16 protein-coding genes are annotated in these 25,712 nt (G+C 67.2%); 8 read left to right on the top strand and 8 right to left on the bottom strand.

All coding sequences use genetic code 11. The features are described 5' to 3' along the window. Nucleotides 1-3: 3 nt before the first annotated feature. Nucleotides 4-2,787: a DEAD/DEAH box helicase gene (locus QMO76_RS01045; RefSeq protein WP_306359219.1), complete on the bottom strand. Its 2,784-nt coding sequence runs from the start codon at nt 2,785-2,787 to the stop codon at nt 4-6. A 246-nt stretch (nt 2,788-3,033) separates the two neighbouring features. Here QMO76_RS01045 and QMO76_RS01040 point away from each other — a divergent pair, with 246 nt between their 5' ends. Together QMO76_RS01040 and QMO76_RS01035 are read left to right on the top strand one after the other, a co-directional pair. Continuing rightward, complete coding sequence (locus QMO76_RS01040; protein WP_306359218.1) at nt 3,034-3,216, top strand: DUF262 domain-containing protein; 183 nt, start codon at nt 3,034-3,036, stop codon at nt 3,214-3,216. Nucleotides 3,217-3,371: 155 nt separating this feature from the next. Continuing rightward, nucleotides 3,372-4,049, top strand: a complete 678-nt coding sequence (locus tag QMO76_RS01035) for a nuclease-related domain-containing protein (protein ID WP_306359217.1) — start codon at nt 3,372-3,374, stop codon at nt 4,047-4,049. 160 nt (nt 4,050-4,209) lie between these two features. Here QMO76_RS01035 and QMO76_RS01030 read toward each other — a convergent pair whose 3' ends face one another. From QMO76_RS01030 to QMO76_RS01015, 4 genes are all read right to left on the bottom strand, one after another. Then, the gene (locus QMO76_RS01030; protein WP_306359216.1) at nt 4,210-9,591 is read right to left on the bottom strand and encodes an AAA domain-containing protein; all 5,382 of its coding nucleotides are present in this window, start codon (nt 9,589-9,591) and stop codon (nt 4,210-4,212) included. A 115-nt stretch (nt 9,592-9,706) separates the two neighbouring features. Beyond that, nucleotides 9,707-11,164 (bottom strand): serine/threonine-protein kinase, encoded by a 1,458-nt coding sequence (locus QMO76_RS01025; protein ID WP_306359215.1) that lies wholly within the window; start codon nt 11,162-11,164, stop codon nt 9,707-9,709. 14 nt (nt 11,165-11,178) lie between these two features. Next, nucleotides 11,179-11,733 carry a hypothetical protein gene (locus QMO76_RS01020; protein WP_306359214.1) on the bottom strand — a complete coding sequence of 185 codons (555 nt, stop codon included), beginning with the start codon at nt 11,731-11,733 and terminating at the stop codon, nt 11,179-11,181. Nucleotides 11,734-12,006: 273 nt separating this feature from the next. Next, nucleotides 12,007-14,040 (bottom strand): N-6 DNA methylase, encoded by a 2,034-nt coding sequence (locus QMO76_RS01015; protein WP_306359213.1) that lies wholly within the window; start codon nt 14,038-14,040, stop codon nt 12,007-12,009. A 156-nt stretch (nt 14,041-14,196) separates the two neighbouring features. Here QMO76_RS01015 and QMO76_RS01010 point away from each other — a divergent pair, with 156 nt between their 5' ends. The 6 genes from QMO76_RS01010 to QMO76_RS00985 all read left to right on the top strand — a co-directional run bounded on the left by QMO76_RS01010 (nt 14,197) and on the right by QMO76_RS00985 (nt 19,256). After that, nucleotides 14,197-14,745, top strand: a complete 549-nt coding sequence (locus QMO76_RS01010) for a hypothetical protein (RefSeq protein ID WP_306359212.1) — start codon at nt 14,197-14,199, stop codon at nt 14,743-14,745. 91 nt (nt 14,746-14,836) lie between these two features. Further along, nucleotides 14,837-15,556, top strand: coding sequence for a DUF4352 domain-containing protein (locus QMO76_RS01005; RefSeq protein ID WP_306359211.1), 720 nt, complete (start codon nt 14,837-14,839; stop codon nt 15,554-15,556). A gap of 76 nt (nt 15,557-15,632) precedes the next feature. After that, complete coding sequence (locus tag QMO76_RS01000) at nt 15,633-16,091, top strand: hypothetical protein (protein WP_306359210.1); 459 nt, start codon at nt 15,633-15,635, stop codon at nt 16,089-16,091. A gap of 49 nt (nt 16,092-16,140) precedes the next feature. Next, nucleotides 16,141-17,406: a DNA sulfur modification protein DndB gene (locus tag QMO76_RS00995; RefSeq protein WP_306359209.1), complete on the top strand. Its 1,266-nt coding sequence runs from the start codon at nt 16,141-16,143 to the stop codon at nt 17,404-17,406. A gap of 207 nt (nt 17,407-17,613) precedes the next feature. Further along, nucleotides 17,614-18,135 carry a DUF4365 domain-containing protein gene (locus tag QMO76_RS00990; protein ID WP_306359208.1) on the top strand — a complete coding sequence of 174 codons (522 nt, stop codon included), beginning with the start codon at nt 17,614-17,616 and terminating at the stop codon, nt 18,133-18,135. 296 nt (nt 18,136-18,431) lie between these two features. Next, complete coding sequence (locus tag QMO76_RS00985; protein WP_306359207.1) at nt 18,432-19,256, top strand: hypothetical protein; 825 nt, start codon at nt 18,432-18,434, stop codon at nt 19,254-19,256. Here QMO76_RS00985 and drmC read toward each other — a convergent pair. The 3 genes from drmC to drmA are packed head-to-tail and all read right to left on the bottom strand — an operon-like array spanning nt 19,253 to nt 25,669. Next, nucleotides 19,253-20,002 (bottom strand): DISARM system phospholipase D-like protein DrmC, encoded by a 750-nt coding sequence (gene drmC, locus QMO76_RS00980; RefSeq protein ID WP_306359206.1) that lies wholly within the window; start codon nt 20,000-20,002, stop codon nt 19,253-19,255. The two genes, QMO76_RS00985 and drmC, sit on opposite strands and share 4 nt — an antisense overlap. Then, nucleotides 19,977-22,004 carry a DUF1998 domain-containing protein gene (gene drmB, locus QMO76_RS00975; protein ID WP_306359205.1) on the bottom strand — a complete coding sequence of 676 codons (2,028 nt, stop codon included), beginning with the start codon at nt 22,002-22,004 and terminating at the stop codon, nt 19,977-19,979. The genes drmC and drmB overlap by 26 nt, the downstream gene beginning before the upstream one ends. Beyond that, the gene (gene drmA, locus QMO76_RS00970; RefSeq protein WP_306359204.1) at nt 22,001-25,669 is read right to left on the bottom strand and encodes a DISARM system helicase DrmA; all 3,669 of its coding nucleotides are present in this window, start codon (nt 25,667-25,669) and stop codon (nt 22,001-22,003) included. The genes drmB and drmA overlap by 4 nt, the downstream gene beginning before the upstream one ends. Nucleotides 25,670-25,712 lie beyond the last annotated feature (43 nt).

The following is a 25,712-nucleotide window of genomic DNA, read 5'->3' as shown; positions in this document are numbered from 1 at the left end:
AGATCAGTCCCGGCACAGCGGGCACACGCTGTAGACGCCGGCCCGCTTCCCGCCGCTGCGCTCCTCACGCATGCGCAGTGTTCCGCAGCCGCAGCGTTCCGGCGCTTGGCCGGTACCCGGCACACCGTGGACGTTGCGCCGCAGCGATTGACGTCGCACCGCCTGTGCGAGCGGGCAGTGGCCGGTACGCAGCAGCAAGCCGGGTGCCCGGCCGAGGATCGACGATTGCGCGGACCACAGCACGGAATCGGTGACCACGAACGATTCTCGGCATCTCCGAAGCGGATGCAGCGTCGTGTGGTGATTGCGCAGTGCACGTTCAACCACTGAGCCGATACCCTGCGGTCCGAACCAGAATCCGATCCTCACCTCCTCTGGAGCGTTGTCGAGAATCTCGAGTACCCGTCGTGTCGCGGGTCCGTCTACCGTTTCGGAGAAGATCTCGATGCGCTCGGTCGCGGCGGCCAGGTCGTCGGTCAGGGCTGTCAGATCGGATTCGATCGTGGTAGGGCCGACCTCACTCGCGACCTCTCGCCAATCCCATGGCAGCGCATGTCGACCCACGTGCTGCAGGAACGTCCGCACCGGAGTTGATGAGATCGGGCGTCCACGATGGATGCGTCCCATATCCGCGACCAGGATGACCTGCTCGCGCGCCCGGCTCATAGCAACGTTCAACAGACGTGCGCCCTCGCTACCGGCGTGGGTATCAGTGAACCAGCGGTGCATTCGGAGGTTGCCGCCGCCGCTCTCGACCGCGTCGTAGAGCACCACATCCGTTTCTCCACCCTGGAAACGATGCACAGTGGAGGCGATAGTCCGCGGGTCATTATCGGGCGCAAGGGATTGCAGTAGCTTCGCCTGCGGTGCGAATGGGCTGATGAGCCCTACACTCGCCGGTTGCCGTGCGACGCCCAATCGTGCTGCCACGATATTGGCGGCCAACTGAGCATGCATCACGTTATATCTGGAGGACATGCCATCTCGCCGTGCGAGTGGAGCCGACAGATCCGACGTATCGACCAGGACGAGCTCGGGCTCGTCGTGGGCGATCGTTCGCGCTGGTCGGTCCCGCACCGACGACGCGGTCACGAGCCCTACCTCCGGATAGAATGCGGCACCGATGGCGTCACCGATCGACTGCCGCATTCGGTGCTGGGTGTCGAGTGCGACAAGGTTCGCTGGCGGGGAGCCCCTGCCCACTGCTCGTGCCACTCCCGACTTCTCGAATGCGCTCTGGCCGAGCCATTCCCGCGCGCCCACGTCATCTGCCTGAACGATGGGCGGCAGCTGCCGGAAGTCGCCCGCCACGATCGTGTGCCCGACGCCCGCACCCGCGACCAGCATGGTCATCGCGGCCGTCATCATGCTGGCCTCGTCGATGACGACCACGTCGAAGCTCTTCCGCCGCACCGATTCCTTCAGCACCACCTGGTGTGCCGTGCACGCGATCAGCCTCCCCTCGGCGATCACCTGATCGCGTACCTCCCCGAGCAATGCGACCAGCCCTTTGCCGAAGCCCTCGAGATCGCCGATCTTGCTGGTCAGCGCTGTCCGTTCGTGAGTTCGGCTCGGGTCTTTGTCTGGGATGGCGCGATGGCGATCACGGAGCTGCTTCAGCTCCTGTCGGACCTCCACGAGTCGGCGGGCGGGTTCCGCGCCCTGCTCCGCAGCGATCTCATCAAGCAGAACAGCAGGATTGCGACGAGCCAGAAAGTCGTTGTCAGTGGGACCGATTCGTACCAACTCGCCGCTCACCCACTGCCGCCGGTATCTGATGAGCGCACCGAGCGCCACGTCGATCGCCGCGTTGGTAGGAGCGGCCAACAGTACGGTCTTGCCCATGTCGAGCAGCTGAGCGAGCAGCACCGCCAAGGTCGTCGTCTTGCCGGTGCCCGGCGGTCCCCACAACCACGTCAGCCGAGGACAGAGTCCGTGCGCTATCGCGAGGCGTTGACGATCGTTCAGTCCCGCAATGGGATACGGATCGATCGATGGCACCCTATCCAGCACGCCGTCCATCGAGACGGGTTGCATGGCGGCGGCGGTGTCGAAACCCGTTGTCGGACCGGCCAGGAGTTCGTGGAACCGGTTGGCCTGCTCGGTCACCAGATACGACAGATCGCACCGAAGCCGAGCTCGCTCCCAGAACTGCTGCTCGACGGGCATGGCCATCGTGATCTCGGATCCGTACTGGGTGAGCACTTCGACATCGACCGCGCCATTGTGTTGCTTGCTCGTCCCCTCCGGCGGCAACAGTGTCGCCGTGGTGCCCTCCCGTACATTCTCACTGCCCTGGATCTCGTAGCGCGCGATCCGCCGCGTCGGTGTCTCCTCCAGGATCGCGCCGTCTACGAGTTCGATGTTCTGCCACATCGACTTGCCGACCGCAGCCGCGCGCTCCGATCGCAGGGCTGTCCGCGCGGCGTCCGCTACCTGCTTCCATCCGGGTGCGATGGGTACGGCCGAATTTTCTGGAACTGCGCCGACGCGCACGAACCGGTCTCGCAAATCGCGCAGCTCTCTGCGAAACGCCGCGCTGGTATCACTGCTCCTATCCCTGCGCGCCATCCGCTTACCGTCATTGCCCGCTCGATCGGCCACCGCCTGGTCGGAACCGGCTGGGTCGCACCACCTGCCGGTGACTTCGTCCAGTTTCGCGATGCCGGTCTCATCGCAGATCAGGAAAAGCTCGGTCTCGCCCAGCCGAGGAAGACCCCTTGCTTCGAGCTGCCCGAGCAACTCGTTCGTAGTCAACGAGCTTGTGGCGACCAGGTCCCGAATCACCTTCCGCAGACCGTCTTTTCGGCTCGATCTCATTCTTCCCCCATAGCGCCATACGTGGAACATGCCATAGTCACACGCTCGGCGAGATCCCGCAGGCCGAATCGCACACGACACCACCACCAGCCTTCGCGCCGATGACACGTTGCGCCAGTCCTGCTGAACCGCAGGGCATCTCACAGCACGCACTGCTACTGTCCAATTGCCCGGGCCACGGGGGCGGCGGGTGCACAAATAGGGGTTACATCGGTGAGTGTCGAGGCCTTCGAGATCAAGAAGTTATTCCTGCGCGGTCTTCTCGAGCAGGCCGGGGAGGGCCAGATCCAGCTTCCGGAGTTCCAGCGTGGCTGGGTGTGGCCGGAGAACAATATCCGCAGCCTACTGGGATCGGTGTCACGGGGTTTTCCCGTCGGAAGGCTGATGATGCTTTAGGCGGGAGTATCTCGACGACGGCCGCTGCTACTACTGGATAGACGACCAGCTCGCCGCGTTGTTCCGCGAGGGTCGCGACTGAGCGATGGTCAGGTTGCGGTGGGACCCGCAGTGCGGGGGTCCCACCGCTGCGTGACCGGTTCGGAGACAACACCATGTGCCAACAGCACTGGACAACCGTCACCGCCTCTCGCTTCGAACACGAACAACGGGGACTAGCCCGAATCCGTACGGCACTGACCGCACTCCCCCGCTGGCGCGCGTGGTCGAACTTCACCTTCGCCACCGCTGAGGGCCAGCTCTTCGAGGTCGATCTCCTGATCGCCGTTCCCAACGGACTGCACCTGATCGAACTCAAGTCCTGGCGCGGCAGCATCGAGGAACGTGACGGCAAGTGGGTCCAGCACACCGAGCAGGGCCAACTCCTGGGGCACGGTAACGCCATGGCACTCGCGAACCACAAGAGCGCCGCACTGTCACGCCTGCTCCGCGCCGCCGGTGAGTCGGTGCGTGTTCGCTGCGCGATCTGTTTCACCAACGACCAGCTGCGCATAGATCTGACCGCTCTCGATCGTCGGCGCATTCACACCGTCGACACCCTGATCCGGATGCTGGGGCGCCCGGCTCACAACGACCGGCACCGCATGTCATCCGCTCGTGTCGAGCGGCTTGCGGAAGCACTCGAAGCGATGGGCATTACCGACGAGCCGAGCCAGCTTCGGCAAGCCGGGCGGCCCGATCTACAGTCCGTGGTGGACCGGCTGTTCGTCACCGAGGAAGGAGACGAATCCCTCGGGGTGGAACGACCGGACACAGGTGGTGACGTTCGCTGACCATCGCGCGGGCCGAAACCCCGACATCACGTCGGATTGCACCGGCTCGTCTCGACAGCATCCGACCCGGATCGACCTGCTCGGCCGCGCCGCGACCGTTCGCGGTGTGGGTCCAGCGGAGCTGTTGCGATCCGTCGCGGCCGAGCCCGCTGCGGCACCGTCAGTCTCCAGCGGCGAGCCGCTGGGCGAGCGGCAGCACCCGCGCCAGCGCCGCTATGGTGTTGTCCGTGAGCCGCTGCTGCCCGATCGCATTGATGACCGAGCGGAACAGCGAGGCCCGATCCTTCCAGCCCTGTCGCGCCGCATGATTCGCCATGATCTCGGCGAGTTCCCGCGGCGGCACCTGCTCGATCTTGCGGACTCCGAGTTCCCGCCATGGGGTCGCATGCTGAGCCGGGAGCCGATAGGTCAGCAGAGCCGGGTCCTTCAACACGAGCGCGTCGTCGACCAGCAATTTGCCGGTAGCGACCGCGGCCTGCAGGGCGATGTCGAGCTTCCTGCGCACGATATCTCGTTCTCGGGTGCGCGCGGCGGTCACGTAGGCGGCCCGCAATCGGGCGGCGGTGACCGGCCCTTCGACCGCGACGATGCGGACGAAGTCGGCGACGATCGTGCGATGCCCCGCCGTGGTGGGGCTTTCCAGCGTCTCAGAGAACGCGGTGTACGGCACGATGATCGGCTCCCCGGTGCCGTCGACAGCGGACACTGCGTTGTCCTCGGTCTCGTCGTGTCCGGCAGGCCGCACCTGCGACGCTTCGTCTGGACCACTGTCGGATCGCACGGCGGCCGCCGGCGGCTCCGACAGGTCCGGCGGCCCCTCGCCGGCGGTCGGCTGCTCGGATGACTCGTCGGCCGCGATCGGCTCACCCCGGCTCGGCACCGTTCGACACTCGTCCACATCCCACTCCGACATCTCTGCATCCCACTCCGACATCTCTGCCGCAGTGGAGTCGGTATCGACGACGTCGGCACCCACACGGGCATCCTTGACGCCGAGACGTGCTTCTGCGATCGGCACATCATCGGATTCGACGTCGACCAGCGTGACGCGCCGCATCAGCACGGGATCGCCGGGATCGACCGGCGACGGATCGCGGGTGACCATCGCCGCCAGCCGTCGCTGTTCCTCCTCCGCGATCGGGTAGATCCCGTTCGCGGTCAACGTATCCCACACGGTGGCCAGACACCGGTCGGGATCGAGGACAAAGTCGAGGTGCCGGAGACGGATCAGCGGCCACTCGCACCGCTGCAGGTCCCGCTGCTTACCGAGTTCCGCCCAGAACTCCTCCTCCCCCGACCAGCGCTCGTCCTCGCACTCGATGGCGACCTGCCCGCCGCCGCCGGTGACGACCAGATCGATGTCGTAGCCGGTGTCGGTGTGGTGTGCGGTGACGCGATAGCCGCGGGCGACGATGCGGTTGTACACCCGCTGCTCGAACAGTGACTCGAACGGCTCGACCGCCGTGTCGTCCGGCACCGGCCGCGGCGGATCATCCTCATCCAGGATCTGCCGTTCCACCTCCAGGCAGTACTCGAGCAGCCGCAGGCGCAGGTCCTCCGGATTGCTCACCTGGTCGGCGGTGAAGGAGTGGAACAGCCACAGCTGGTCGCGGGCACGGGAGACCGCGACGTTGTAGCGCTGCACCGTGGATTCGGTGGTCTGCGCGGGAACCCGTTTGTCCGCCTCGGGTGCGGCCACCAGGGACAGGAAGATCACGTCCCGCTCCGCGCCCTGGAAATCCGCGGCGTCGCCGCAGTGCAACTGCCGTCGCTCGAGTTCCTCCGGCGGGATGCGACTGACGAGTGCGTGCCGAATGTGTTTGGCCTGAGCGGATCCCAGCAGCGAGATGACGCCGAAGGTCTTGCCCGCGTAGCGAGGATCGGCTAGGCACCGTTCGATCTGGTCGACGATCCGGTCGGCCTCGGCCGTATTGACATTGCGGTTGGTGGCGGCCCCGTCCGGCACGTGAATGGCGCGTACGGGAGCGAGACGGTCGGTGCCGTAGCGGCGCACCGGCTTCAGCGGAACGCCCTGCGGCTCATAGGCGATCTTGTTGGAGAAACCGATGATCTCGGGCACACAGCGGCGGTGCTCGACCAGGGTGATGCGGGACCCGTAGCGCGCGTCCGCCTCATCGAAGAGGCTGCGCTTGGGGTCCTTCCAGGCCAAGAGGCCGGTATCGCCGAAAAGATACTGCCCCGCATACCGTTCCAGCTCCGAAGCATCCACGCCGACCGCGGACGGCGACACCTGTTTGTCATCGCCGATGACGACGATCCGCGGGGCGAGGTACTGCAGGAACACCGCTTCCAGCCCCGCCTGCGAAGCCTCGTCCACCACCACGACGTCGAACATGTCGGGAGCGATCGAGAACTGTTCGACCACCCGATAGATCGGCATGATCCACACCGGCACCGAGGCACGGCAGGCAGTGAGCGCGGTTTGGATGTCGGCTCGTTTGCGGTCGGCGTACTGACCCGTCCCCTTCCCGAGCCGTCGCACCAGTTGGGCGTACTGGCGCAGATCGGATTGCGCGCGATTGGTCAGCCGCCCGACCGCTCGCTCCCACGACCGGGTGGCCGCCAGCACCGTCGCCTGCCGGCGCAGTGCGTCCTCGACATCATCGAGGCGACGGCACAGGTCGTTCACGCCACCGACCGTGTGACCGCTCAGCCAGCGTCCGGCACCCGCCCAGTTCCACGCCGCGTCGATCCGGCGCAGCCGCCCGTCCCACTCTTCGTTCCCGGGTTGTGCGGCGATGGCGTCGCGCAGTTCCGGAAGGGCGGCCATGGCAGCGGTGAGTTCGTCGCGCCGCGCGGCGGCGCGACGCAGCCGGTGCAGCAGCGCGAGTCGTTCGTGCGCGCGGCCGTAGGCCGCGACGTCGCGGTCGCGCACGGCCGCGTAGATGTCGTGCACGGTGGCAGTGGCACGCCTGTCCCGATGCGGGATCTCGAGTCCGGTCAGCAGTTCGCTCAGCGGCGCGCTGGCCGCGCGCCACGCCAGTTCCGCCTCGGCGGCGTCGAACGCCTCCAGCGCCGCGGTGACGCCGAGGGTATCGCCCCAATTCGGTACGGGCAGACCGGCTTCACGCAACCGAGCGCTGGCGGACTCGACTCGCCCGGCGTAGTCGAGCACGTGCTCCAGCACCTCGTGTGCGACGCGATGGCGGGCAAGGCGCTCGCGCGCACCACCGTCGGGGGTGGTGAACAGTCCGGGAGGCCAAGCCGCGTCCAGCTGACCCAGTAGCCGCTGTCCGCGATCGGCGTGCAGGATGTATCCCAGCTGCTCTGCGGTGGTGGGCACCCGTCCGTCCACCCGAACCCGCTCGAACAACGGCACGGCGTCCTTGACGACTCGGGGCGTGGTGAGACCGATCTTCGGGGTGCCGTCGGCGCGGATCTTGATCGGCCCATTCGCCTCGATATGAGCCCGGAGGTTCTCCGCCAGCGCCACGATCGGCGCCGCATCGTCGGCGTCGACGCGGACGTCCACATATCCCAGCGCCGCCACCGCATCCTCGGCCCGCGCGATGAGTTCCGCGGTCGTCGCGGCCCGGGTACGCCATTCCAGTGCATGTCCGGAGTGCACATCCGCGAGCGACGCCACCACCCACTGCTCGGGTCGGCGGCGCAGCTCTCGTGCACGATCGTCGATGTCGCGCAGCATGTTCCCGAGCTGCGCGCGTAGGTCGGCCGGTAATCCGGTCATTCGAGTCGCCGCCGGATCGCCGTCGAAACGGGAGTAATCCGCCCGGCGTCGCCCGGCCGCATGCTCCGCGGCGCACAGCCGCCCGAACGAGTCGGGCTCGGGCAGCTCGTCGGCACGGAGAATGTCGGGAGCGGCTACTTCGGGTTGATCGAGATCGCCCTCCAGCAGCAGAGCGCGCCATTCGGTGATCAGCGCCGCCGACACAGGGCAGTCCGCATCGGGTTCCGGGTTGACCAGATCGGTGATCCAGCCGTGGTCGGTCTGCTCGGCGCGCCACCTCGTGGCGATCTCGACCAAGGTGCCCTGATATCCGAAGGCGGCGTGCACGCCCACATCGCGTCGGCGCAATCGCAGCAGTTCCTCGTGCAATTCGGCCCGCTGCCCACGGAGCTTCTCGATGTGGCGTTCAGCCTCGGTGACCTCCGCGGTGCTGCGGGCCGGATCGAAACCCGCCGCTTCCGACGAGATGCGGCTGATCGACGCGCGCAACTCCTCGAGTTCCTGACGCGAATCGCCGACCACCGCGACGCACAGGTCCTTGATCTCCTCCGGCAGTTTGCCGCGCACCTCGTGCAGCGCCCGATCGGTATGCGCCGTGACGAGTACCCGCTTGCCCTGTGCGAGCAGATGGGTGATGAGCGCGGCAGTGGTGTGCGTTTTGCCGGTCCCCGGTGGCCCCTGCACCAATGTGTGCGCATTCCGGTCGACATGGTCGAGGATGCGCAGCTGGTCGGCGTTGAGCGGGAGCGGCAGGAAACTCTCCCCGCGGTCGCGGACGATGGCCCCGGTCTCCTCGGGCGGGGCGAGTTTCGGTGTGAGGTCGGGGTCGACGAGGTCTCGAACACCCTCGGGCAGATCTCCGGTACGCCGAATCGCGGCGGCGATGGTGCGCAGTGCCGTCACGATGCCGCGATTGCCGCGGCGGCGCAGCACGACCGCCGGAGCGTAGTGCGCGGTGGGCCGCGCGCTGGCCGTTCCCGGCCGCATCTCGTCGGCGTACTGGGCATCGGGATTGATGCAGTTGATGAACATGCGCACCAACGCGCCGACGTTCTCGCGGTCGAACGGGTCGATGTCCCCGTCGCGGGCCTCGGTCTCGGCGCGACGCAGGTCACCGGCGGCCGACATGTGCGCCTGGTCGATGATCTCTTGGAGTTCGGCGGTATAACCGGTGGCGGCGGTGTCGATGGCGACCGAGATGCCGCCGTAGTCGGAATCGAAGCCGATGGTGACGGGCATGGTGAGCACGTGCCGCCGGACCGTGCCCAGTTCGGGCGCCTTCCAGGTGAGGAAGCCCAGTGCGAGCACTGCTTCGAGGGTTTCGGATGCGCTCTCGGACCGCGTGTACATCTCGTACATCGTCTGGTAGAGGCGATGGGCCTCCAGATGCGGTAGAGCTCGCTCGGCCCACTCCGCTCGGCTCGGGAACCACCGTTCGAAGGCGGCGGACACCTCGGGGTGATCGTCCAGCCGCAGGGTGACGTCCGCCGACGTGGTCCGGCTGGTGCGCAGGGCCGCGTCTCGGTCGGGTTTGTCCCATCCGGAGTCGAGCCAGGGCCGCAGTTCCGCATCGGGTTCCGGCGGCGCGGGTATCGGCACCTTCTGCACCATCAGGAACGGACTGCCCGGATCGGCGCGCTGGTAGTGCACGGCCGAATGCTCGGGCAGGTCGCCGATCCAGATGACCGTGCCCTCACGCTGATAGGCGGCGATGTCCTGGATGCGCGAGACCCGCAGGCTCTGCACCTTTTCGAGGTAGTCGAACAGGCGTGCACCACGGTCGACCAGCTCGGGCGTGATGGACGTCCGGTTCTCACCTTCGGTCGGCACCATTCCTCCATCGTATGATTCGGCATTGCGGACCCGGCAGGCTATCGACATCGATCACGCGTGCGCTACCGGGTCATGGCACGAGCGCGAGCATTTTGCCCGATTCATCGGGAAATCGTCAGGTGGGCTTGATGCGACCGATCTGTGCCGCCAGCTCGACGACTCGCTTGTCCTGCTCTCCGTAACGCACCGCCATCTGGCTGCGCAGACGCTTGAGGCGGGTCAACGCGTTCCGGGTGTCGCCGGTGTGGACGTGACAGCTGGCCAGCTGACGCTGGCAGTACATGACCTGATCGTCGTACGGACCGCGTTCGGCGGTGAGATCGTCGATGAGGCCGCGGTACACCTCCGCCGCCGCGGAGTAGTCGCCGCACTCGAACCGCAGGTCAGCCAGCTTCTGACGCGCTTCGACCACGTCGGCGTCGCGCGAACCGTACACGGTGACGGCGCGTTCCACGACGGTGCGCAACTCGTGAATGGCGGGGTCGTAGCGGGACTCGTCGGCGAGATCGCGAGCCCGGTACACGGCGCGCTGGATGTCGCCACGGCTGAACTCGGCGGTGGGGACTGCGCTCTGCCGCGCCTCGGCCGCCGTGCGCACCGGTCGTGTGGGCGCGACCAGGGTCGGCGCGGTCCGCGGCGAGACCGCCGCCGCGACGGCGAGCGCGTACAACCGTGCGGCACTGTGGATGTCGTTGATCTCGTCGAGTGCGTTGAGCCCGGTCGCGTAGCGCAACAGCACCGCATGCACCGTCGCCGCATCCTGCGGACGCTGGTCAGGCGACTTGGCGAGCATGCTCATGATCAGTCGCGCCATCTCGACGGGCACTTCGGGCCGCTGCTCTCGGATATCCGGTGGCGGGAGATGAACCTGGTTCTGCCACACCACATATGGCGAGGTACCGGTCATGACCCGATCGCCGGTGAGCAGTTCGTGCAGCACGAGGCCCAGGGCGTAGAGATCGGTCTGTGCCACCACCGGTTTGCCTTCGACCTGTTCGGGAGCCATGAACGCGGGGGTGCCGAGCGTGTGGCCGGTGCTGGTGTACCGGGTCATATCGGTGTCGGGGGCGACTGCCAGCCCGAAGTCGAGCACTTTCACGGTGCCGTCGGCACACAGCATGAGATTCGACGGCTTCAGGTCACGATGGTAGATGCGGTGCCGGTGCGTGGCGGCGAGCACGGCAGCGGCCTGCGCCCCCATCGTCGCGACCACCCCGATCGGCAGCGGTCCGCGGTTCTCCAGCAACACGTCCAGGGTGACCCCCTGGACGTACTCCATGACGAGGAACGGTCGCTCGGGTTGGCCCGGCACGATCCCCGCGTCATGGATGATCGGCATCCCGGGGTGGTTGAGCTGTGCCATCAGCTCGGCCTCGCGGAAGAACCGCTTCGTCCAGTCCGGGTCGTGATCGAGATCCGGGCGGGTGAGCTTGACGGCGATGCGCCGCTTGAGGTGGGTGTCGAAGCCCTCGTAGACCTGCCCCATACCGCCCGCGCCGATCTCCGCGATCAGTTTGTACCGGCCGCCGCCGATCTGCGGTAGCACCGCCCCCACCTCCGTGAACTCGAACAACTGAACAGGTCAACCTATGTGTCGGCGCCATCGGGACGCAGCCGCCCCGCGGCCAGCCCGCTGACAGCGACTCGCAGCAGCCGCTGTGTGGACGCGCGCCGCCGATGCCAGTCATCCTCGAACTCGATCAACTGCTCGAACGCGCGGCCATACCGGCGTTGCTCGGGAGGCGGAATGCGTGGCACCGAAACCTGATAGAGGTCAACTGGTTTCCCGTCGGCCTCGGACAGCGCCGCACGGAGGACTCCGGCAAGGAATTGCCGGTCGAGAGCGGCGGAGTGGACCCGGACCAGACGCAATCCGGGACCGAGCAGGAGGTCGGCGTCGACGCAGACACGAACGGCGTCCGCCGAAACGATGACATCACCCGCGACGGTCACCACCGCCCCCGCCTCCTCGCGGTCGCCATACCGCGAGGGAGCGCGACCGAGGCGCAGATCCTTGGCCGACAGCACGAGGGTGTCGCGGCCGTCGGGCGACCGGGCATCCGGTGTGCCGGCGACCATGGTGACCGGCGCTTCGTGGATCGTGCAGGTTCCCGCGTCGACCAGGTCTTCGAGCGAGATCATCTCGTGCCGTTCGGAAGCGGTGTGCAGTATCGGCGGCCCCGGCTCCGACGGATCGAGCAGCGCGGCACGCAGGGCCGGGTAGTCCTCGCGCGCATCGTCCGGGTGATCCCCACGGCGGGCCGCGACGTCACGCTTCACAGTAGGTCTTCTCCCCCCGAGATCGTCGCGAGTGTCGCGTTCGCACTCGGCAGCAACGGTAGCAGCACGATGCCGGCCGGACTGCGCGAAGCGATCGACTGCGGAGTGATCGACGGAAATGACGACAGCCGACCATTACCGGCCGAGTCTTCGATCGGCTGGCCTATCGGGCCGCTCGCTGGGTGCGAGCGCTCCGGCGGTGAGACCTGTGGTCACCAGTTCGGCGGCGTGCTCCGCGGCGTAGGTCACCCGCCGCGCGGCGGTGCGCAGCAGGAAAAGCCGACGGAAGATCTCACCGTAGCGTTGCTGCTCGCTCAACGCGAGCAGGGGCACCCGTAGCCGACTCGGATCGAATCGGACGGTGGATGTCCTTGTCGCGGAGATGTTCTCGGCTCCGGTGAGGAAGCCGGCGAGGAACCAGGGGTCGAGCCGGTCCGGGTCGACGCGCAGCGTGTGGATGTGTGGGCCGCGAATGGTTCCGGCGTCCTCCGGTCCGGCCACCCGAGCGCTGCGGCCACCCGAGCGGTCGCTGCGTACGGCCGGAATGAGCACGTCACCGGCCGCGACATCCACGATCTCGGCGGGCGCCGCGGTGAGCAGCGTGCCCGAGGCGGGCGTACCGGTCGCTACGTCCGGTGCGGTCAGCACCGGACGCCGCTCCTCGGCATCGGTCCGCTCCGTGCTGGCCGGGCAGGCGCGAAGCCAGTGCAGTTGGCCGTGATCGGCGAGTTCGGCGATGGTGACCAGACGCCAGGACTTGCCGCTCGCGGCCGCCCAGCCGCCCAATTCATCGGCGACTGCGGCCGTTTCCGTCGCCGCGCTCGCCAGGCGACAGGTCGCCGCGTGGATCTGATCGGAGAGCGCATCCGAATCCAGTGCGGCCCGAACATATCTGGCGGGTGTGAGGTCGATGTCGTCATCGAGGACGTCCACCAGCCGCGCTATCGCGGACACTCCGGAGCTGATCGCCGCATCGGGGGTCGCGCTGTCGAAGGCCCGCCAGGAGCGAACCGCGATATCGGTCAGGGCATCCCAGTCGATGCCGTCCGCGGCAGCGGGCACCGCGGTCGTGTCGACGAACAGCATGGTCTCGGGGGCGGGCACGTCTGCCTGCTCCGGGCGCAGAATCCAGAGCTGCAAGCCGACGTGCCACGGTTGCGCTGCTCCCGGGGCCAGCCCGATGACGGCACGCAACACTCCCTTGCGGACCAGTTGCGCCCGAATCTTGCGACCGGACGGGCGCGAGGCGACCGCCGGCGGGAGCAGGAGCACGGCGGTGCCGCCCGGCCGCAGGTGCGCTATCGCGTGCTGCACCCAGGCCAGCTCCGATTCGTTGCGAGGGGGTAGGCCGTAGTTCCAGCGGGTGTCGAAGGCCAGCTCCTCCGAACCCCAATCCCGTTGACCGTAGGGCGGATTGCAGAGCACACCGTCGACCGACAGCCCTGGGAAGGCATCCGCCGTCACACTGTCACCGACGCGTATGTCGGCGACGCGCGGCGTTTCGGCCTCCAGCAGCAGCCGCGTCCGATCGACCTGGACCGCGAGCACATCCTGCCCGTAGAGATCCGCCGCGCCATCGTCAGCCGCCGCCAGCAGCAGGCTGCCCGAACCGCATGCCGGATCGAACACCCCGTGGACATCCGGCGTGCTGGGCGAATGCAACAGGGCCGCCATCAGCCGGGCCAGCGGCTCCGGGGTGGGGTACACCCCTGTCGCGGACATGTCCTCGAGGGCGCGTTCGGCGAGGGCGTCCACTACCGCGCGGACTCCGTCGATGGCGGTGGCACGCTCCATGACCCCTGCGGCCGCCGCCAGGAGGTCGGCCGGGCCGGCGGCCCCACCGCTGCCGCCGACGTCCCCGTCGGCCGCTGTCCGCCAGCTGCCGTCGACCCGACGCAATGCCGCCAGCAGTCGCGCCACCGCGTCCGGCGTGGCCGCCGTCCGCAGCAGGGTGCGCAATTCGGTCGTCGGCGCTACGGCCATCTCGACCCCGTGGTCGTCCAGCCATTCCCGCACCTGGTGCAGGTCGAAGGCGGGACGTGCCTCGGTCCCCCCGATCGGAGCGGGGAAGTCGGCATGTCGCCGACGCCAGTTGCTGACCGTGGCCCGAGTGACACCGGCCAGCCTGGCGATCTCCGCGGCACTCACCACGGATTCGAGCTTCGACATGTCCCTCCTCTCGTGTACGTTCCACCACCCTGCGGCATGTCGAAGCGAAAATCAATCCAGGAAATTCCTGTAGACAATGTTTTCACTCTCATCTACAGTTTTCCACCATCGAGGCACCGATCGATTCACCAACAGGTTCACAGCTCGGAGATCGTCATGACCAAACATCGCCGCGCGGCCCGTCGCGGACGTCGTCGGGAGTACCGGTTCGCGGTACGCAGCGGCGCGGAGCTACGACAGCGACCCGTCCGCGTTCCGACTACCCGCTGCGCCGTCGGCAAGCGCCGGTACTTCCTGCGGATGGATGCCGAACTGGTGCTGGCCGGTATCGATCACACCGATCCCGCACGGCGAGAACGGCGCTCGTATCGATGTCAGGTCTGCGACGGCTGGCACCTGACCAGCTGGACGGTCGAGCAGTTCAGCGCCCGCCGGATGGTCGCGCAGGGGGCGACCATCCGGCGGCGGACGGCGACGGCATCGGCTCGGCCCCGCGCACTCCTCGACCTCTCGTCGATCACCGTCGATCCGACGGGGGTGCCGACCCCGGCGGAAGTGGCGCGGCGCACCGCACCGTCGGCCAGGGCTGCCGTGTCCGCCCCGACCGCGCCCGGGACACCGTGTCCCAGCTCATCGCACACCAGTGCACGGGCTCGGTTCCGCGTCATGGTGCGCCATCTGGTCCGGCGCATCCGCCGGATCTGAAACCACCGACGGCGGCGACCGCCGCGACGACCACCGACAGATTCACCCCCGCCGATGCCGCGCGCATCGCGAACCCGAGACGAAGGATCCCATGAACCACCCGCAGCAGCCGTACCAGCAGCCTCCTGTCCCACCGCGGCAACCCCACGTCCCACAGCAGCACTACCAGCGGGTCCCGGTCCCACCGCCCGGCTACCCCGCGCCGCCCGGGAAGTCGAACACCCTCAAGATCATCCTCATTGTTCTCGCGGGCATCGTGGTGCTCTGCGGTATCGGCGGGGTTCTGAACAGCACCGGCGACAAGGCAGCGGAGAACGGCTCCCCCGGTGACACGCCCGCCGCGGCCCCCGATCCGGGCGACGCACCCGCCGCGGCGCCTGAGCCCGGCATTGTCCCCGACGCCGGGCACCCTGCGCCCGGCCTCAACGTCCCCGTCCGCGACGGCAAGTTCGAATTCATCGTCACCGATGTCCGTTCCGGCATCACGGAGGTAGGCGACAACCCGTTCACGCGCAAGCAGGCGCAGGGTGCGTTCACCATCGTCTCGCTGTCGGTTCGCAACATCTCCGACGTGCCCGACAGCTTCGCCCCCGGCAGCCAGGATCTCTACGACACCGAGAATCGCAAGTTCGACAACGATTCCATGGCCGCCATGAACCTCCAGGCTGAAACAAGCCTGTACGCGAGGATCAACCCGGGCAACTCGATCACCGCCCAGCTGGTCTACGACCTGCCCGCGGGCTCCGTCCCCGACCACATCGTCCTACACGACTCGATGTTCTCCGGCGGCGTGAAAGTTTCGCTGCGCTAGCGGTTCACGTTCGCCTCCGCCCAGCTCGCCGGGTCCGCGCCGATCGCGGCCCGGCAACCGACCTCAGGCCAGAATCATGCAGACATTCCCTCGCTTCATCGCATCCGCGGCGTCCACCGCCGTCGTACTCGGCTGCCTCACCGCGTGCACGTCCGCCACAACGACCGCACCGACTCCCACCACCCCCAGGACCCAGGTCTCGACCAGTCGACAAGCGCCGCCGACACCAACGGTCGCCTACGACGTCCCCACCCACGCGAGCATCGAGCCCGAGCTGACCATCACCGACAAGCAGTGCTTCGGCTCGGCGGGCTGCAACTTCGAATACGAACTCGCCATCGCCGCGATCGGACCCGCGAACTTCGACCCCGCCGAGCGGTACCGGGTCACCATCGTCATCGACGAGGGCACCTCGTGGGAGCGCATCCACTCGCTGGAATTGACGGGCACCCGAACCGACGTGGTGACGGGACGCGTCAGCAGCGACACGCACAGCACGCCGGTAGCCGCGATACAGCGGATCACCCCGCTCTGAACACGTCGCCGAACCCATTCCAGTTGCCGAACCGATTCCAGGAGATCCCATGACCATCGCCATCAACCCCCAACTGCTGTCCAAGCCCCAGGATTCCAGCACCTATCTCGCATTGAAGACCACGCAGGGCGGCCGCTCGGTGTACTCGACCCGCGTCCCGCTCCTCGACCTCCCGACCATCCTGCCGGTTCCCGACCCCAATAATGTGGACAAGGACAACCGCAAGGTGGATCGCCTGCACGCCAAGCACTTCGGCGAATACCTCGACGCCAAACAGGACTGGGTCGCGCCCGCGCTGCTGGCCCGCGACGGCGGCGGCTGCGTCTTCCAGCCCGCCGACGACGAGGGCCGGGTCGGCTACCTGACGGTGCCGTGGGCCATCGGCGGCATCGCCACCCTGCGCACCATCGACGGACAGCACCGGGTGCTGGGCGTCTCGATCGAGAAGCAGCGCATCACCGACGCCATCTCCGGCATCGACCGGGAGCTGGCGCGGAAGGTCAGCGTCGACAAGGCCGCTCGCCTGCAGTCCGAGCGCGACAAACTCGTGCAGCAGATGAACCGGCTCAAGCGCGAGTACGTCGGCGTCGACATCTACGTCGAGCCCGATCCGATCAAGGCGCAGCAGATGTTCGTCGATGTCGCCGACAACGCCAAGGGCATCAGCAGCGCCGTCCGCGCCCGCTTCGACAATGACAAGGTCGCCAACCGCACGCTGTCCGATGTCATCGACCACCCGCTGTTGAAGGGCCGGGTGGACGCCGAACAGGACCGCATGACAGTGAAGAACCCGAACCTGTTGGGCGCCAAGCACGTCGCCGACATCACCCGGGCCGTCATCGCCGGACCCGGTCGCAGCATCAGCAAGAAGGCCGAGCAAACGCTCACCGACGGCGCGGTCATCGAGAAGGTCAGGGATTTCCTCGACGTCATCTCCATGGCGTTCACCGATCTCGCCGCCATGGCCGAACAGGACGCCGACACCGAACGCGCCACCGGCGAACCAACCCAGGCCCAGCGTCTGCGCCGTACCTCTCTGCTCGGCTCGGTGGGCATGCTGCGGGTCCTCGGCGGGGTGTTCCGCGAACTGCGCTCCGGCGACAATCCCGTCGAACTAGACGACATCACCGAGTTCTTCAAACGCCTCGACCCGCACATGTCCGCACCCGTCACCGAAGCCAGCCTGTGGCGCACCAGCGACGCCCACGCCGACTTCGAACCCCAGGCCGCCGCGCCGATCATGCGCACCCAGAACATCGTGCACCTGGTGGAGGTGATCACCCGGTGGTACCGGAGGCCACCGAGCGGGCTGTGAGCGGAGGTACGCGATAGATCCGGGTGGGAATCCGCCGGTCTCGCGCGTCGGCGTCGAGACCGCCGGATTCAGCTCTCCGCTCGGTCGCATGAACGCGAACACCGCGCGTGGCTGCCGTCCAAAACGCGACCGGCGGTTTCTCACAATGCCGCGTCCCGCTCGCCTAATGCAGGCAAGAGATCTTGATTGTGGGGTGGAGGCGGTGTCATGACTGACCAACGGTTCCGGGACAGCAATCCGCACCAAGGTCACTATGACGAGGCCTTCGTGTATGCCCTCGCGGCTGCCGCCGGGCTGCAGGTCGCGAAGTTCGATCCCGACTTCTCCGGCGTCGATCTGCACCTGAAACTACCCGGTGCGACCAATGGCAATTTCCCTTGCGTGGAGATGCAGGTGAAGAGTTGGTCGCAACCTGTGAGACGGAACGGGCACTTTCGCTACGACCGCCTCAACGAGAGACAGTTCAATGCGCTCGCCGGGGCGCAACGCGTCCCGCGCTTTCTGGTCCTGGTGATCGTGCCTCCAGCGGCCAGCGACTACACGGTCGCGGCACCTGCTCGACTGACGCTCGCGCATGCCGCCTACTGGCAGGATCTGTCCGGCGAAGAGCCGATCGCGAACCCGAGTCGCGACCGGTATACGAGAGTACTCGTCCCCGAGACCAACCTGCTGACCGTTACATCGCTGCTGAAGCTCGTCCACTCCGCCGGGGCGGTGATCAAGCCATGAAGAACCTGCCTGCCGACATCGATCCCGGCGCACTGAGCGGCTACCTCGCCAGCCACGGTTGGCGACTCGAGGGAAGGTGGCGCGGGGCGAACGTGTGGGAATCGAACGGTGATCAGCTGCTCGTCCCGACGGAACTGGAGTACCCGGATGACGAGGCGCTGCTTCGCACTGCGGTACGAACGCTGGCGGAACGCGAGAACCGGCAGGACTACGAAGTCCTGCTCGACATCGCCGAACCGGCGATGGACGTGCCATCGTTTCGACTGCACCCCGGCACCACCACCGGCACCATCCCCATGCCGCTGGCGCTCAAAGCGATGCAGGGAATACACGATCTGCTGAAGACCTCCGCGCTGAGCGTGGAACGCGGTCCCCATCTGCATTTCACGGGGCGCTCGCCGCAGGTTGAGCAATCCCTCGAACGGGTCCGAATCGGCACGACGCGGCCCGGCAGCTACATATTCGACGCACGGGTGCCGATCGAACCACCCGCTCGACTGACGATCGACGCGTTGCCGAGTCCCTTGTCCGGCCGAGCGGTGATGACACGCCTCTACACATCGACCGCGGCGGTACACGCCGCCGCCGATCACACCGCCCAGGGTCAGATCGACTACGGTCCCTTCGTCGAAGCGAGCGGTGTGGGCGTCTCGTCGAACCTGTGCGCGGCCATCGGCCGCCTGGCGGGCGGCATCACAAAGTGTCGGCCGTTCGACATCAGCTTCGCGTGGGCCCGCACGCGGCAGATCGATTTTCCCACGGAAGCAATGGTTTTCACGGAGGCAATGGTGCGGACCGTGATCAAGGCCGGGACGGTGCTGGAGCGGGTGTCCAAGTCCGGACAGGCGGCCGTCACGGGTACCATCGACACTTTGACCACCACCGGTGAACTGGATAAACGAGCTCGCGTTCGCGGCATGGTGGTGATGGAACGGATCGGCACCGCCGATGACCCGGCGACCAGCCACGGTATCGTGTGGGTGACCCTGACCTCCCAGCAGTACGACCAGGCGATCGACGCCCACCGCCGCGGCAGGCCGATCGAAGCGCGCGGGACCCTGGACCCGGACAGCCGACGTCTCGAAATACGACCGTTCCCGGATGGATTCAGAATCCGCTAACCCGTGTCATCCGTTCCCGGGTCGACACGCTCGTAGATGTGGTTCTCGACCTGGAAGAATTCGTTCTCGACGATTTCCGTCAGGTTCGGATTGTCGAGAAACAAGCCCAGCTCCACATTGTAATTCTCGGCGCTCCGGGAGAAATTGGCACTGGTCACCAACAGGAAACGATGGTCTATCGCAAGGAACTTGGCGTGGTTGCGGACGTAGGAGCCGTCATATTCCTTCGTGCGGTACACCGCCGCAGGGCTCAATCGCGCGGCGACTTCGGCGGTGGTCGGCGTCGACGTCCGAGGACCCTCGGCGGCCTGTGCGTCGAGGTACACGCGCACCGCGACACCCGGTCGCTGCGACGCCCGCTGCAATGCGCCCCACAGTGCCGAGGAGCGCTGGAAGTTGAAGGTGGAGCACACGACCGATCGACGAGCGCCGTCGACCACCCGGCGCACTTCGCTGGTGAGCCGTCCACTGCGCGCCAGACCTCCCGGCAGTGTCCACAGCGGGTCGGCGACCGGGCGGGCCGAGCGCGCACCCTGGATGGCGCGCAGCACGGCGACCGCGTGCTCGGAGCCTATCTCGGTGATCAGCTGCCGAATTCGCGCTCTGTGCGCGGAGTCGACCGCCCGCAGCGCCGTCGAGAGTATTCCGCCCGCAGCCAGCCGGTCCGCGATGTCGGCTGCCTCGGTTCCGGTCAGCAGCGCGCCGAGCCGTAGCGCCGGGTCATCCGATCCGGCCGAAGAACCCACGACTGCTCCCGGGTAGATCAATGAGAAATCTGCGATCGAGGAACCGGTTCGCACGCTCGCACGAGGTTTCCGACGCCATGACGCAACAGTGGCAGGCCGCGCCGTGCAAGAAGTCCTCCGGGGCCTGCGGTGTGCGCGTGGCACAGATGGGATCGGAGGAGCAACGGGTGGCACGGTGTAGGGCACGGGTGACCACCTCGTACAGGCGTTCCGGGCGGCTCAGTTCGACCAGTCCGCCGAGCGTGCCGTCACTGTCGGAAGCGGTGGTGCAGATCAGCAGCCCCGCGCTGGGCGCGCGACCGTCGGAGGCCCGCCAGGCATACAGTCGCTCGCTGAGGCTGGCGGCGTTGTACCCGCAGGTCATCGCCATTTCCCGGATGAGAACATGGGCGAGGGTGTGCACGAGCCAGTACCGTGGCGGTCGAAGTCGGCTGTCCGGGTCGACAGTCGCCGCGGTTTCGGAGAATCGCCGGTTGAAATTGAGCCGATGCGCGGCCCTATGAGCTTGCCACAGCGGGTCTTTCAGCATGCGCCGTTCCCATGCGGACACGCTGGCCTCGTCGAGCTGGAGGAATATCCCTTCACCGCGGTCTTCGGTGGCTACGGTCCAGTCCGGCGTCGTCTTGCGCGCCAGGGGCACGAGTCGGCCCGGCAGGTCGTCGACGCGTTCGATGTCGTCGACGCGGGTGAATCCTACGAGGGCGTTCACCTTCCGCAGCGATTCGACGGCGAGGACGCGGGACAGGGCGGCGGGCAGGTCCGGATGCCGTTCGCGCCGCGAGATCGTCAGATTGCTGCGGGGTTCCTCGTGCCGGTCCCCGATCGGATCCTTGATCAGATGTTCCCACTCCGGAAGGAGCAGGTCGATCGGATCCCAGGTCCGCTGCTGATCGTCGCCGTCCTCCTGGGGCGGTTTCAGCGCGAGTTCGATGATCTGCTTCAGTTGCTGATCATCGAACTCGGCGACGTCGACATCCTCACCGTGTAGCGCCTTACGCACGAGTCCGATGGGTGATTGCGCGTAGTCGGCCAGCTCGGGGCCGAACGCGCCGCGGACGCGGCTGGCGACCTCCTCGTAATGCGCGGACTCCGATTCCGGCATGACGATGACGGACTGCGTGGCCGGGAACCAGAGGTTGGACGCGCCGACAAGGATGAGCCGGACGGTGTTCTCGCACGGATAGAACGCGTCCAGGTGGGGGTGCCGCCCACGACACTTCGGCAACTTCGCTTCGGCCGCTTCGCCCTGCGCCTCGTTCATACCGCGTTTGCGGTCGCAGGATTCACAGCGGATCGTCGCCACCGCGCCTTTGCCTGCGGAGCGGTCGGTCATGGTCAGGCGGGGGTTATCCGGCGCTTCCGAACACCGCCGACCTCGATGCACCCACTGCACGTAGGGGAATTCGTCGACGTGGCCGTCCGCGCACGCGAGCAGATAGCGCGCGGGCACGGCGGGGCGTGGTCCCGGTTTGCGCTCACCGCGGCGACCTTTGCACTTGGTGTGCTCGAAGCGCGCCAGATCGGTGCGGAAGGGGTGGGTGTTGACATAGTCGAAATGGCTGAGCGGGGCCAGCATGTCACATCCGGTGCAGCGCAGCCACTGCGGGAAGACGCGCGCGGGCACGCCGAGGTCCTCGCCCTCCTTCGAGAAGTTCGTGTTGGTCGGCTGCCAGGGGAAGGGCCGCAGTTCGATATCCCGGTTGGCCCCCTTGATCAGCCTGCGCACGGCGTCGCGCAGCCGGGGCGCGTGAATGGTCGGATGCCCCCTGCGGCGCAACCAGATTCGATCCCAGTCGTCGAGACCCGTGGGCATGACCGTCATATTGGGCATGTCCATGACCGAGCCCGGACCGTAGGTGTACAGCAGCGAGGACGGTCGGGCGGAGCCCACTTTTGCGCGATTCTTGAGAATGCCTTTCTCCGCGGCGCTCTCGATATCGCCGAGCGGATCGACGGTCTGAGTGGGATCGTGGACAGGTTCCATCGCTGGCGCGTCGGTCACGGCTTCTCCCCTTCGTGCGCTTCGGGCATATCCCATTTCGGCGCTCCCGGCGGTGCGATGTACACCAGGTTCTCCTTGATGGGACTCACCAGCAGGTTGATCTCCGGCTGCACCTCACGCATGGAGTTGGCGACCACGAACGGCGGCATATCGCGGCGGTCGCGGTCGCGGGCATTCTCGGCGCTGATGAGCAGTGCGCCCGTGCCGTCGCTGTTTCCGGAATAGCTGAGCACTTTGGACTGGGCAGCGAGTTCGGCGCGGCGTTTGAGCCAATGATCGAGCCGGTTGCCCAGCCGGGTGCGCGCCCGTCCGGCGTCGTCTTCGCCGGATGCCCGCAGCATCCGGTCCACGAGCTGGTCGATGAGCTGTTCGACGAACTTGTTCTCGGTGTCGATGCGCCCCGCGCCCTTGTCCGCTGACAGCCCGGACACCCGGTCGGCCTGCCGGACGCGGGCGGCGCTCACCAGCACCCCGTCGAGGCCTCGTTCCAGCGAGGTCACCGAGTACGGGGTCACCGACAACGCCTCGACCTGCGCGTAGAAGGTCTCGTGATAGTGCCGGAACTGTTCGAAATGCGCCAGGTCCCTGGGGCGTGCCCAGTTGCCCAGGGTGACGACCAGGCCCGGTCGGCTGGAGTCTCGCCCCACTCGGGAGGACGCCTGGATGTATTCGGCGGTGTTCTTGGGCTGGCCGACCACGAGCATGAGCCCGAGCCGGGTCACGTCGACGCCGACCTGCAGCATGGAAGTGGCCAGCACCGCGTCGTAGGGACGAACCTCGCGCTTTTCGGTGGGTTTCGCACCGGTGGCGTCGAAGGCCGGATCGAACGGCACCGCCATCTGGTCCAGGATCTTGGCGATATCGGCACCGGCGACCCGGGAGGTGAGTTCCACGGTGTTCAGCGTCCCGAAGTCGGTGCCGTACCGGCGGGGCAGCGCCGACCACGGGCGGGACTTGCGCAGCAGGGTCTCGATATCGTCGCCGAGATATCGTGCCATACCGGCCAATTCACGGGTGGCGCTGAAATAGCCCACCAAGGTCAGATAGGGGTCGGCGGCGACACCGTGCCGGTTGAGCAGCAATTGCCCCGCGGCCATGAGCACTTCGGCGACGCGGATCTCGGCGGTGGTGACACGCACCCCGGTGGTGCTGATACCGAGATACCGGCGGCCCGGGTTCTCCTCGGAGATCGGCACCTCCCGCGAGAAGAAGGTGTCGCCGACATCGAGCACCTGCGGCGGGAAGATGGTCACGTCCCGGCCGTAGAGCTTGTGCACCTGGTCGGCAGCCTTGAAGGCGGTCGCGGTGGAGGCGACGAGCAGCGGGCGCACCGGCCGCCCGTCGGCGGTCCGCCAACTGGACACGACATCGATTGCCGACTCGAACAGGCCCACCGTGGTGCCGAGCGCGCCGGTGATGAGGTGCAGCTCGTCTTGGATGATCAGGTCCGGTGGCCGCAGCCGCCCCACCGGCCGCCGCCCCGCCGCCGGGTGATCCTTGCCCTTCGCGCCGTGTTTGCTGCCGTCCTTGACGGTGCAGCCCTTGTAATCCGGGTGCACGTAGCCGTGGCGATCGCACTTCTCGGCGACGTAGCCGAACAGTGACGCCGCCTCCCCTTCACGTGCCAGCCGAGCGAACTTGTCGACGGTCGCGATGACGAAGGACGGCGCGAGCCGGTAGATCTCCTCATCCACGGTGAGCACCGGCAGACCGTCGTCGACCTCACCGCCCTCGGAGAATGGGCAGTCGCCGAGGTCGTCGCTGCAATAGACCCGAATCCGCGCGTCGACGGCGTCGGGTTTCACGTCCGCGCCGCGAATCTTGTTGCCGCACCAGGGGCATCGTTGGATCTGCAACACGGTCAGCCGGTGACCGCGGCCTTCATTGACCTTCTTCAGCTCGTCCTCGGCGTCCTTGAACCACTTCGGACTGACCGCGGACCCCACCCACAGCCCGATCCGGAACGGCTCGGTGCCCCAGAGCTTCTCGTCCGCGCGCCGCTCGACCTCGGCCGCGCACACCAGGGCGGTGGCGCGCTGGAACTGCTGCGCGGTGAGCAGCCGCAGCGTGTACCGCATGAGCACGGCCACACCGGCACCGCCGTCGAGGGGACCGTCCTCGCTGCTGACGACGCCCTGCCGACGGCGGATCGCGAACGTGTAAGCGGCCAAACCCAAGTACGCCTCGGTCTTGCCGCCACCGGTGGGGAAGAACAGCAACTGCGCGGACGCCAAGCCGCTGTTGGTCGTCGAACCCGAACGGCGTTGCGCCGCCGGATCGGTGAGCATGGGCAGCTGCATGAGGATGAACGCCAGCTGGAAGGTGCGCCACGAATGCGCCTTCGCCCCTTTGTAGATAGGCGAACCCTCATCCTGGAGCAGCGCGTGCCGCACCTGGTCGATGCTCGAATCCGGTTCCTGCGCACGGTGCGCCGCCACCTGGCTCTGAATGCGCTGGGCGGCCATGACGCGATTCATGAACCGGAAGCAACGCAGCGCTTCCGGATCGGAGAGCAGGTGCTCCAATCCCTCGGCGAGCTGCTGCTGCACCAGCCGCGCCTCGGCGATCGCCTCGTAGGCTTCCGCCCGCAAATGTTCCGGCAGTTCCCGCTGCACGCGCTCCTGCTGCGTGTCGAGCCACTGCCGGTACTCGATGACGATCGGCTCCAGCCCCGCCCGCAACTCGTCCGGTTCCGCCTCGGCGAGTGCGACCATATCCAGCATGGCCGCGACCTCGCCCGTCGTGGTCTGCGGGGTCTCGCTGACCGGCAGCCAGGTCGTCCACACCCGCCGCGCGCGCCGCTGCTTCGGCGCGACCTCCCAGTCCACCGAACAGGTTCGCCCGACCGCGAATTCGAGCCGGTCCCGGTATTGCAGGTTGAGCCGCCGCCGATCGTCGTCCGGCTCGTACCGGACGTCAATGAGCGGATCGTTCACCGGGAGGAACACATCCGCGCCCTCGGCCTCGACCGACAGCTTGGTCTGATACATCCACGCATCGGTCGGGATGTGCCGCCCGGTCTCCCGGTCATTGCACAGCGCCACGTCGATCAGCCGCCGTCCGGACGGGTCGTCATAGCGATCCACCCGCAGTATGACCGCGTCCCGCAGGTGCACGTCGGTCGTCTGCCCGTGCACCAGGTCGGCCACCCGAATGGTCACCGGGATCTCGATCGGAGTGCGCTGGAACACCGGCGCTTTGGCCGGGTCCAGCGCCCCGGACTCGTCCTTGACCCGCTTGTACATCCCCCACGACGCGGTCACGGTGAAGGCGTCCAGATCGTCCGGGATCTGAAATCGCAGCCCCATGGAGGCGGGAATGACGAGACCGCGCTTCTGCGGCGCATCCTCCGACTCGCTCGGCCCCGCCGCGTCCTCGTCGCCGCCCACACCGGTCTCGTCCACCGCCGTGACCGGAACGCCGCGACCGAGTGTCGCATCGGCATCGTCGCCGACGTCGGTATCGGGCTCGCCGGTGTCGGCGTCATCGGGCGTACCGCGCTCGGTAATGCGTTCGGGTGCGATCCGGCCGATGAGGTAGGCCTGATCCGGTGTGGTGCGGAGGACTTCGTTCGGCCCGCCCAACGGGCCGAGCAGCTCCCGCTCGAGGATCTCGACCAGATTCTCGCGGGCGGGCCAGGATCGGCCGTTCGGCGCGTGCGTCAAGGGGTATACAGCGCCAGCATCAGAAGTACGCGAGGCTCCCTGG

The sequence above is a fragment of the Nocardia sp. CC227C genome (assembly GCF_030767025.1).
Lineage (GTDB): Bacteria > Actinomycetota > Actinomycetes > Mycobacteriales > Mycobacteriaceae > Nocardia.
This window is presented reverse-complemented; position numbering and strand designations above follow the sequence as displayed.

Excerpts from the sequence above, each read along its gene's own strand:
- QMO76_RS01035 (WP_306359217.1), top strand. The coding sequence starts at position 3,372 with ATGTGCCAACAGCACTGGACAACCGTCACCGCCTCTCGCTTCGAACAC.
- QMO76_RS01030 (WP_306359216.1), bottom strand. The coding sequence starts at position 9,591 with ATGGTGCCGACCGAAGGTGAGAACCGGACGTCCATCACGCCCGAGCTG.
- QMO76_RS01020 (WP_306359214.1), bottom strand. The coding sequence starts at position 11,733 with ATGATCTCGCTCGAAGACCTGGTCGACGCGGGAACCTGCACGATCCAC.
- QMO76_RS01015 (WP_306359213.1), bottom strand. The coding sequence starts at position 14,040 with ATGTCGAAGCTCGAATCCGTGGTGAGTGCCGCGGAGATCGCCAGGCTG.
- QMO76_RS01010 (WP_306359212.1), top strand. The coding sequence starts at position 14,197 with ATGACCAAACATCGCCGCGCGGCCCGTCGCGGACGTCGTCGGGAGTAC.
- QMO76_RS01005 (WP_306359211.1), top strand. The coding sequence starts at position 14,837 with ATGAACCACCCGCAGCAGCCGTACCAGCAGCCTCCTGTCCCACCGCGG.
- QMO76_RS01000 (WP_306359210.1), top strand. The coding sequence starts at position 15,633 with ATGCAGACATTCCCTCGCTTCATCGCATCCGCGGCGTCCACCGCCGTC.
- QMO76_RS00995 (WP_306359209.1), top strand. The coding sequence starts at position 16,141 with ATGACCATCGCCATCAACCCCCAACTGCTGTCCAAGCCCCAGGATTCC.
- QMO76_RS00990 (WP_306359208.1), top strand. The coding sequence starts at position 17,614 with ATGACTGACCAACGGTTCCGGGACAGCAATCCGCACCAAGGTCACTAT.
- QMO76_RS00985 (WP_306359207.1), top strand. The coding sequence starts at position 18,432 with ATGCCGCTGGCGCTCAAAGCGATGCAGGGAATACACGATCTGCTGAAG.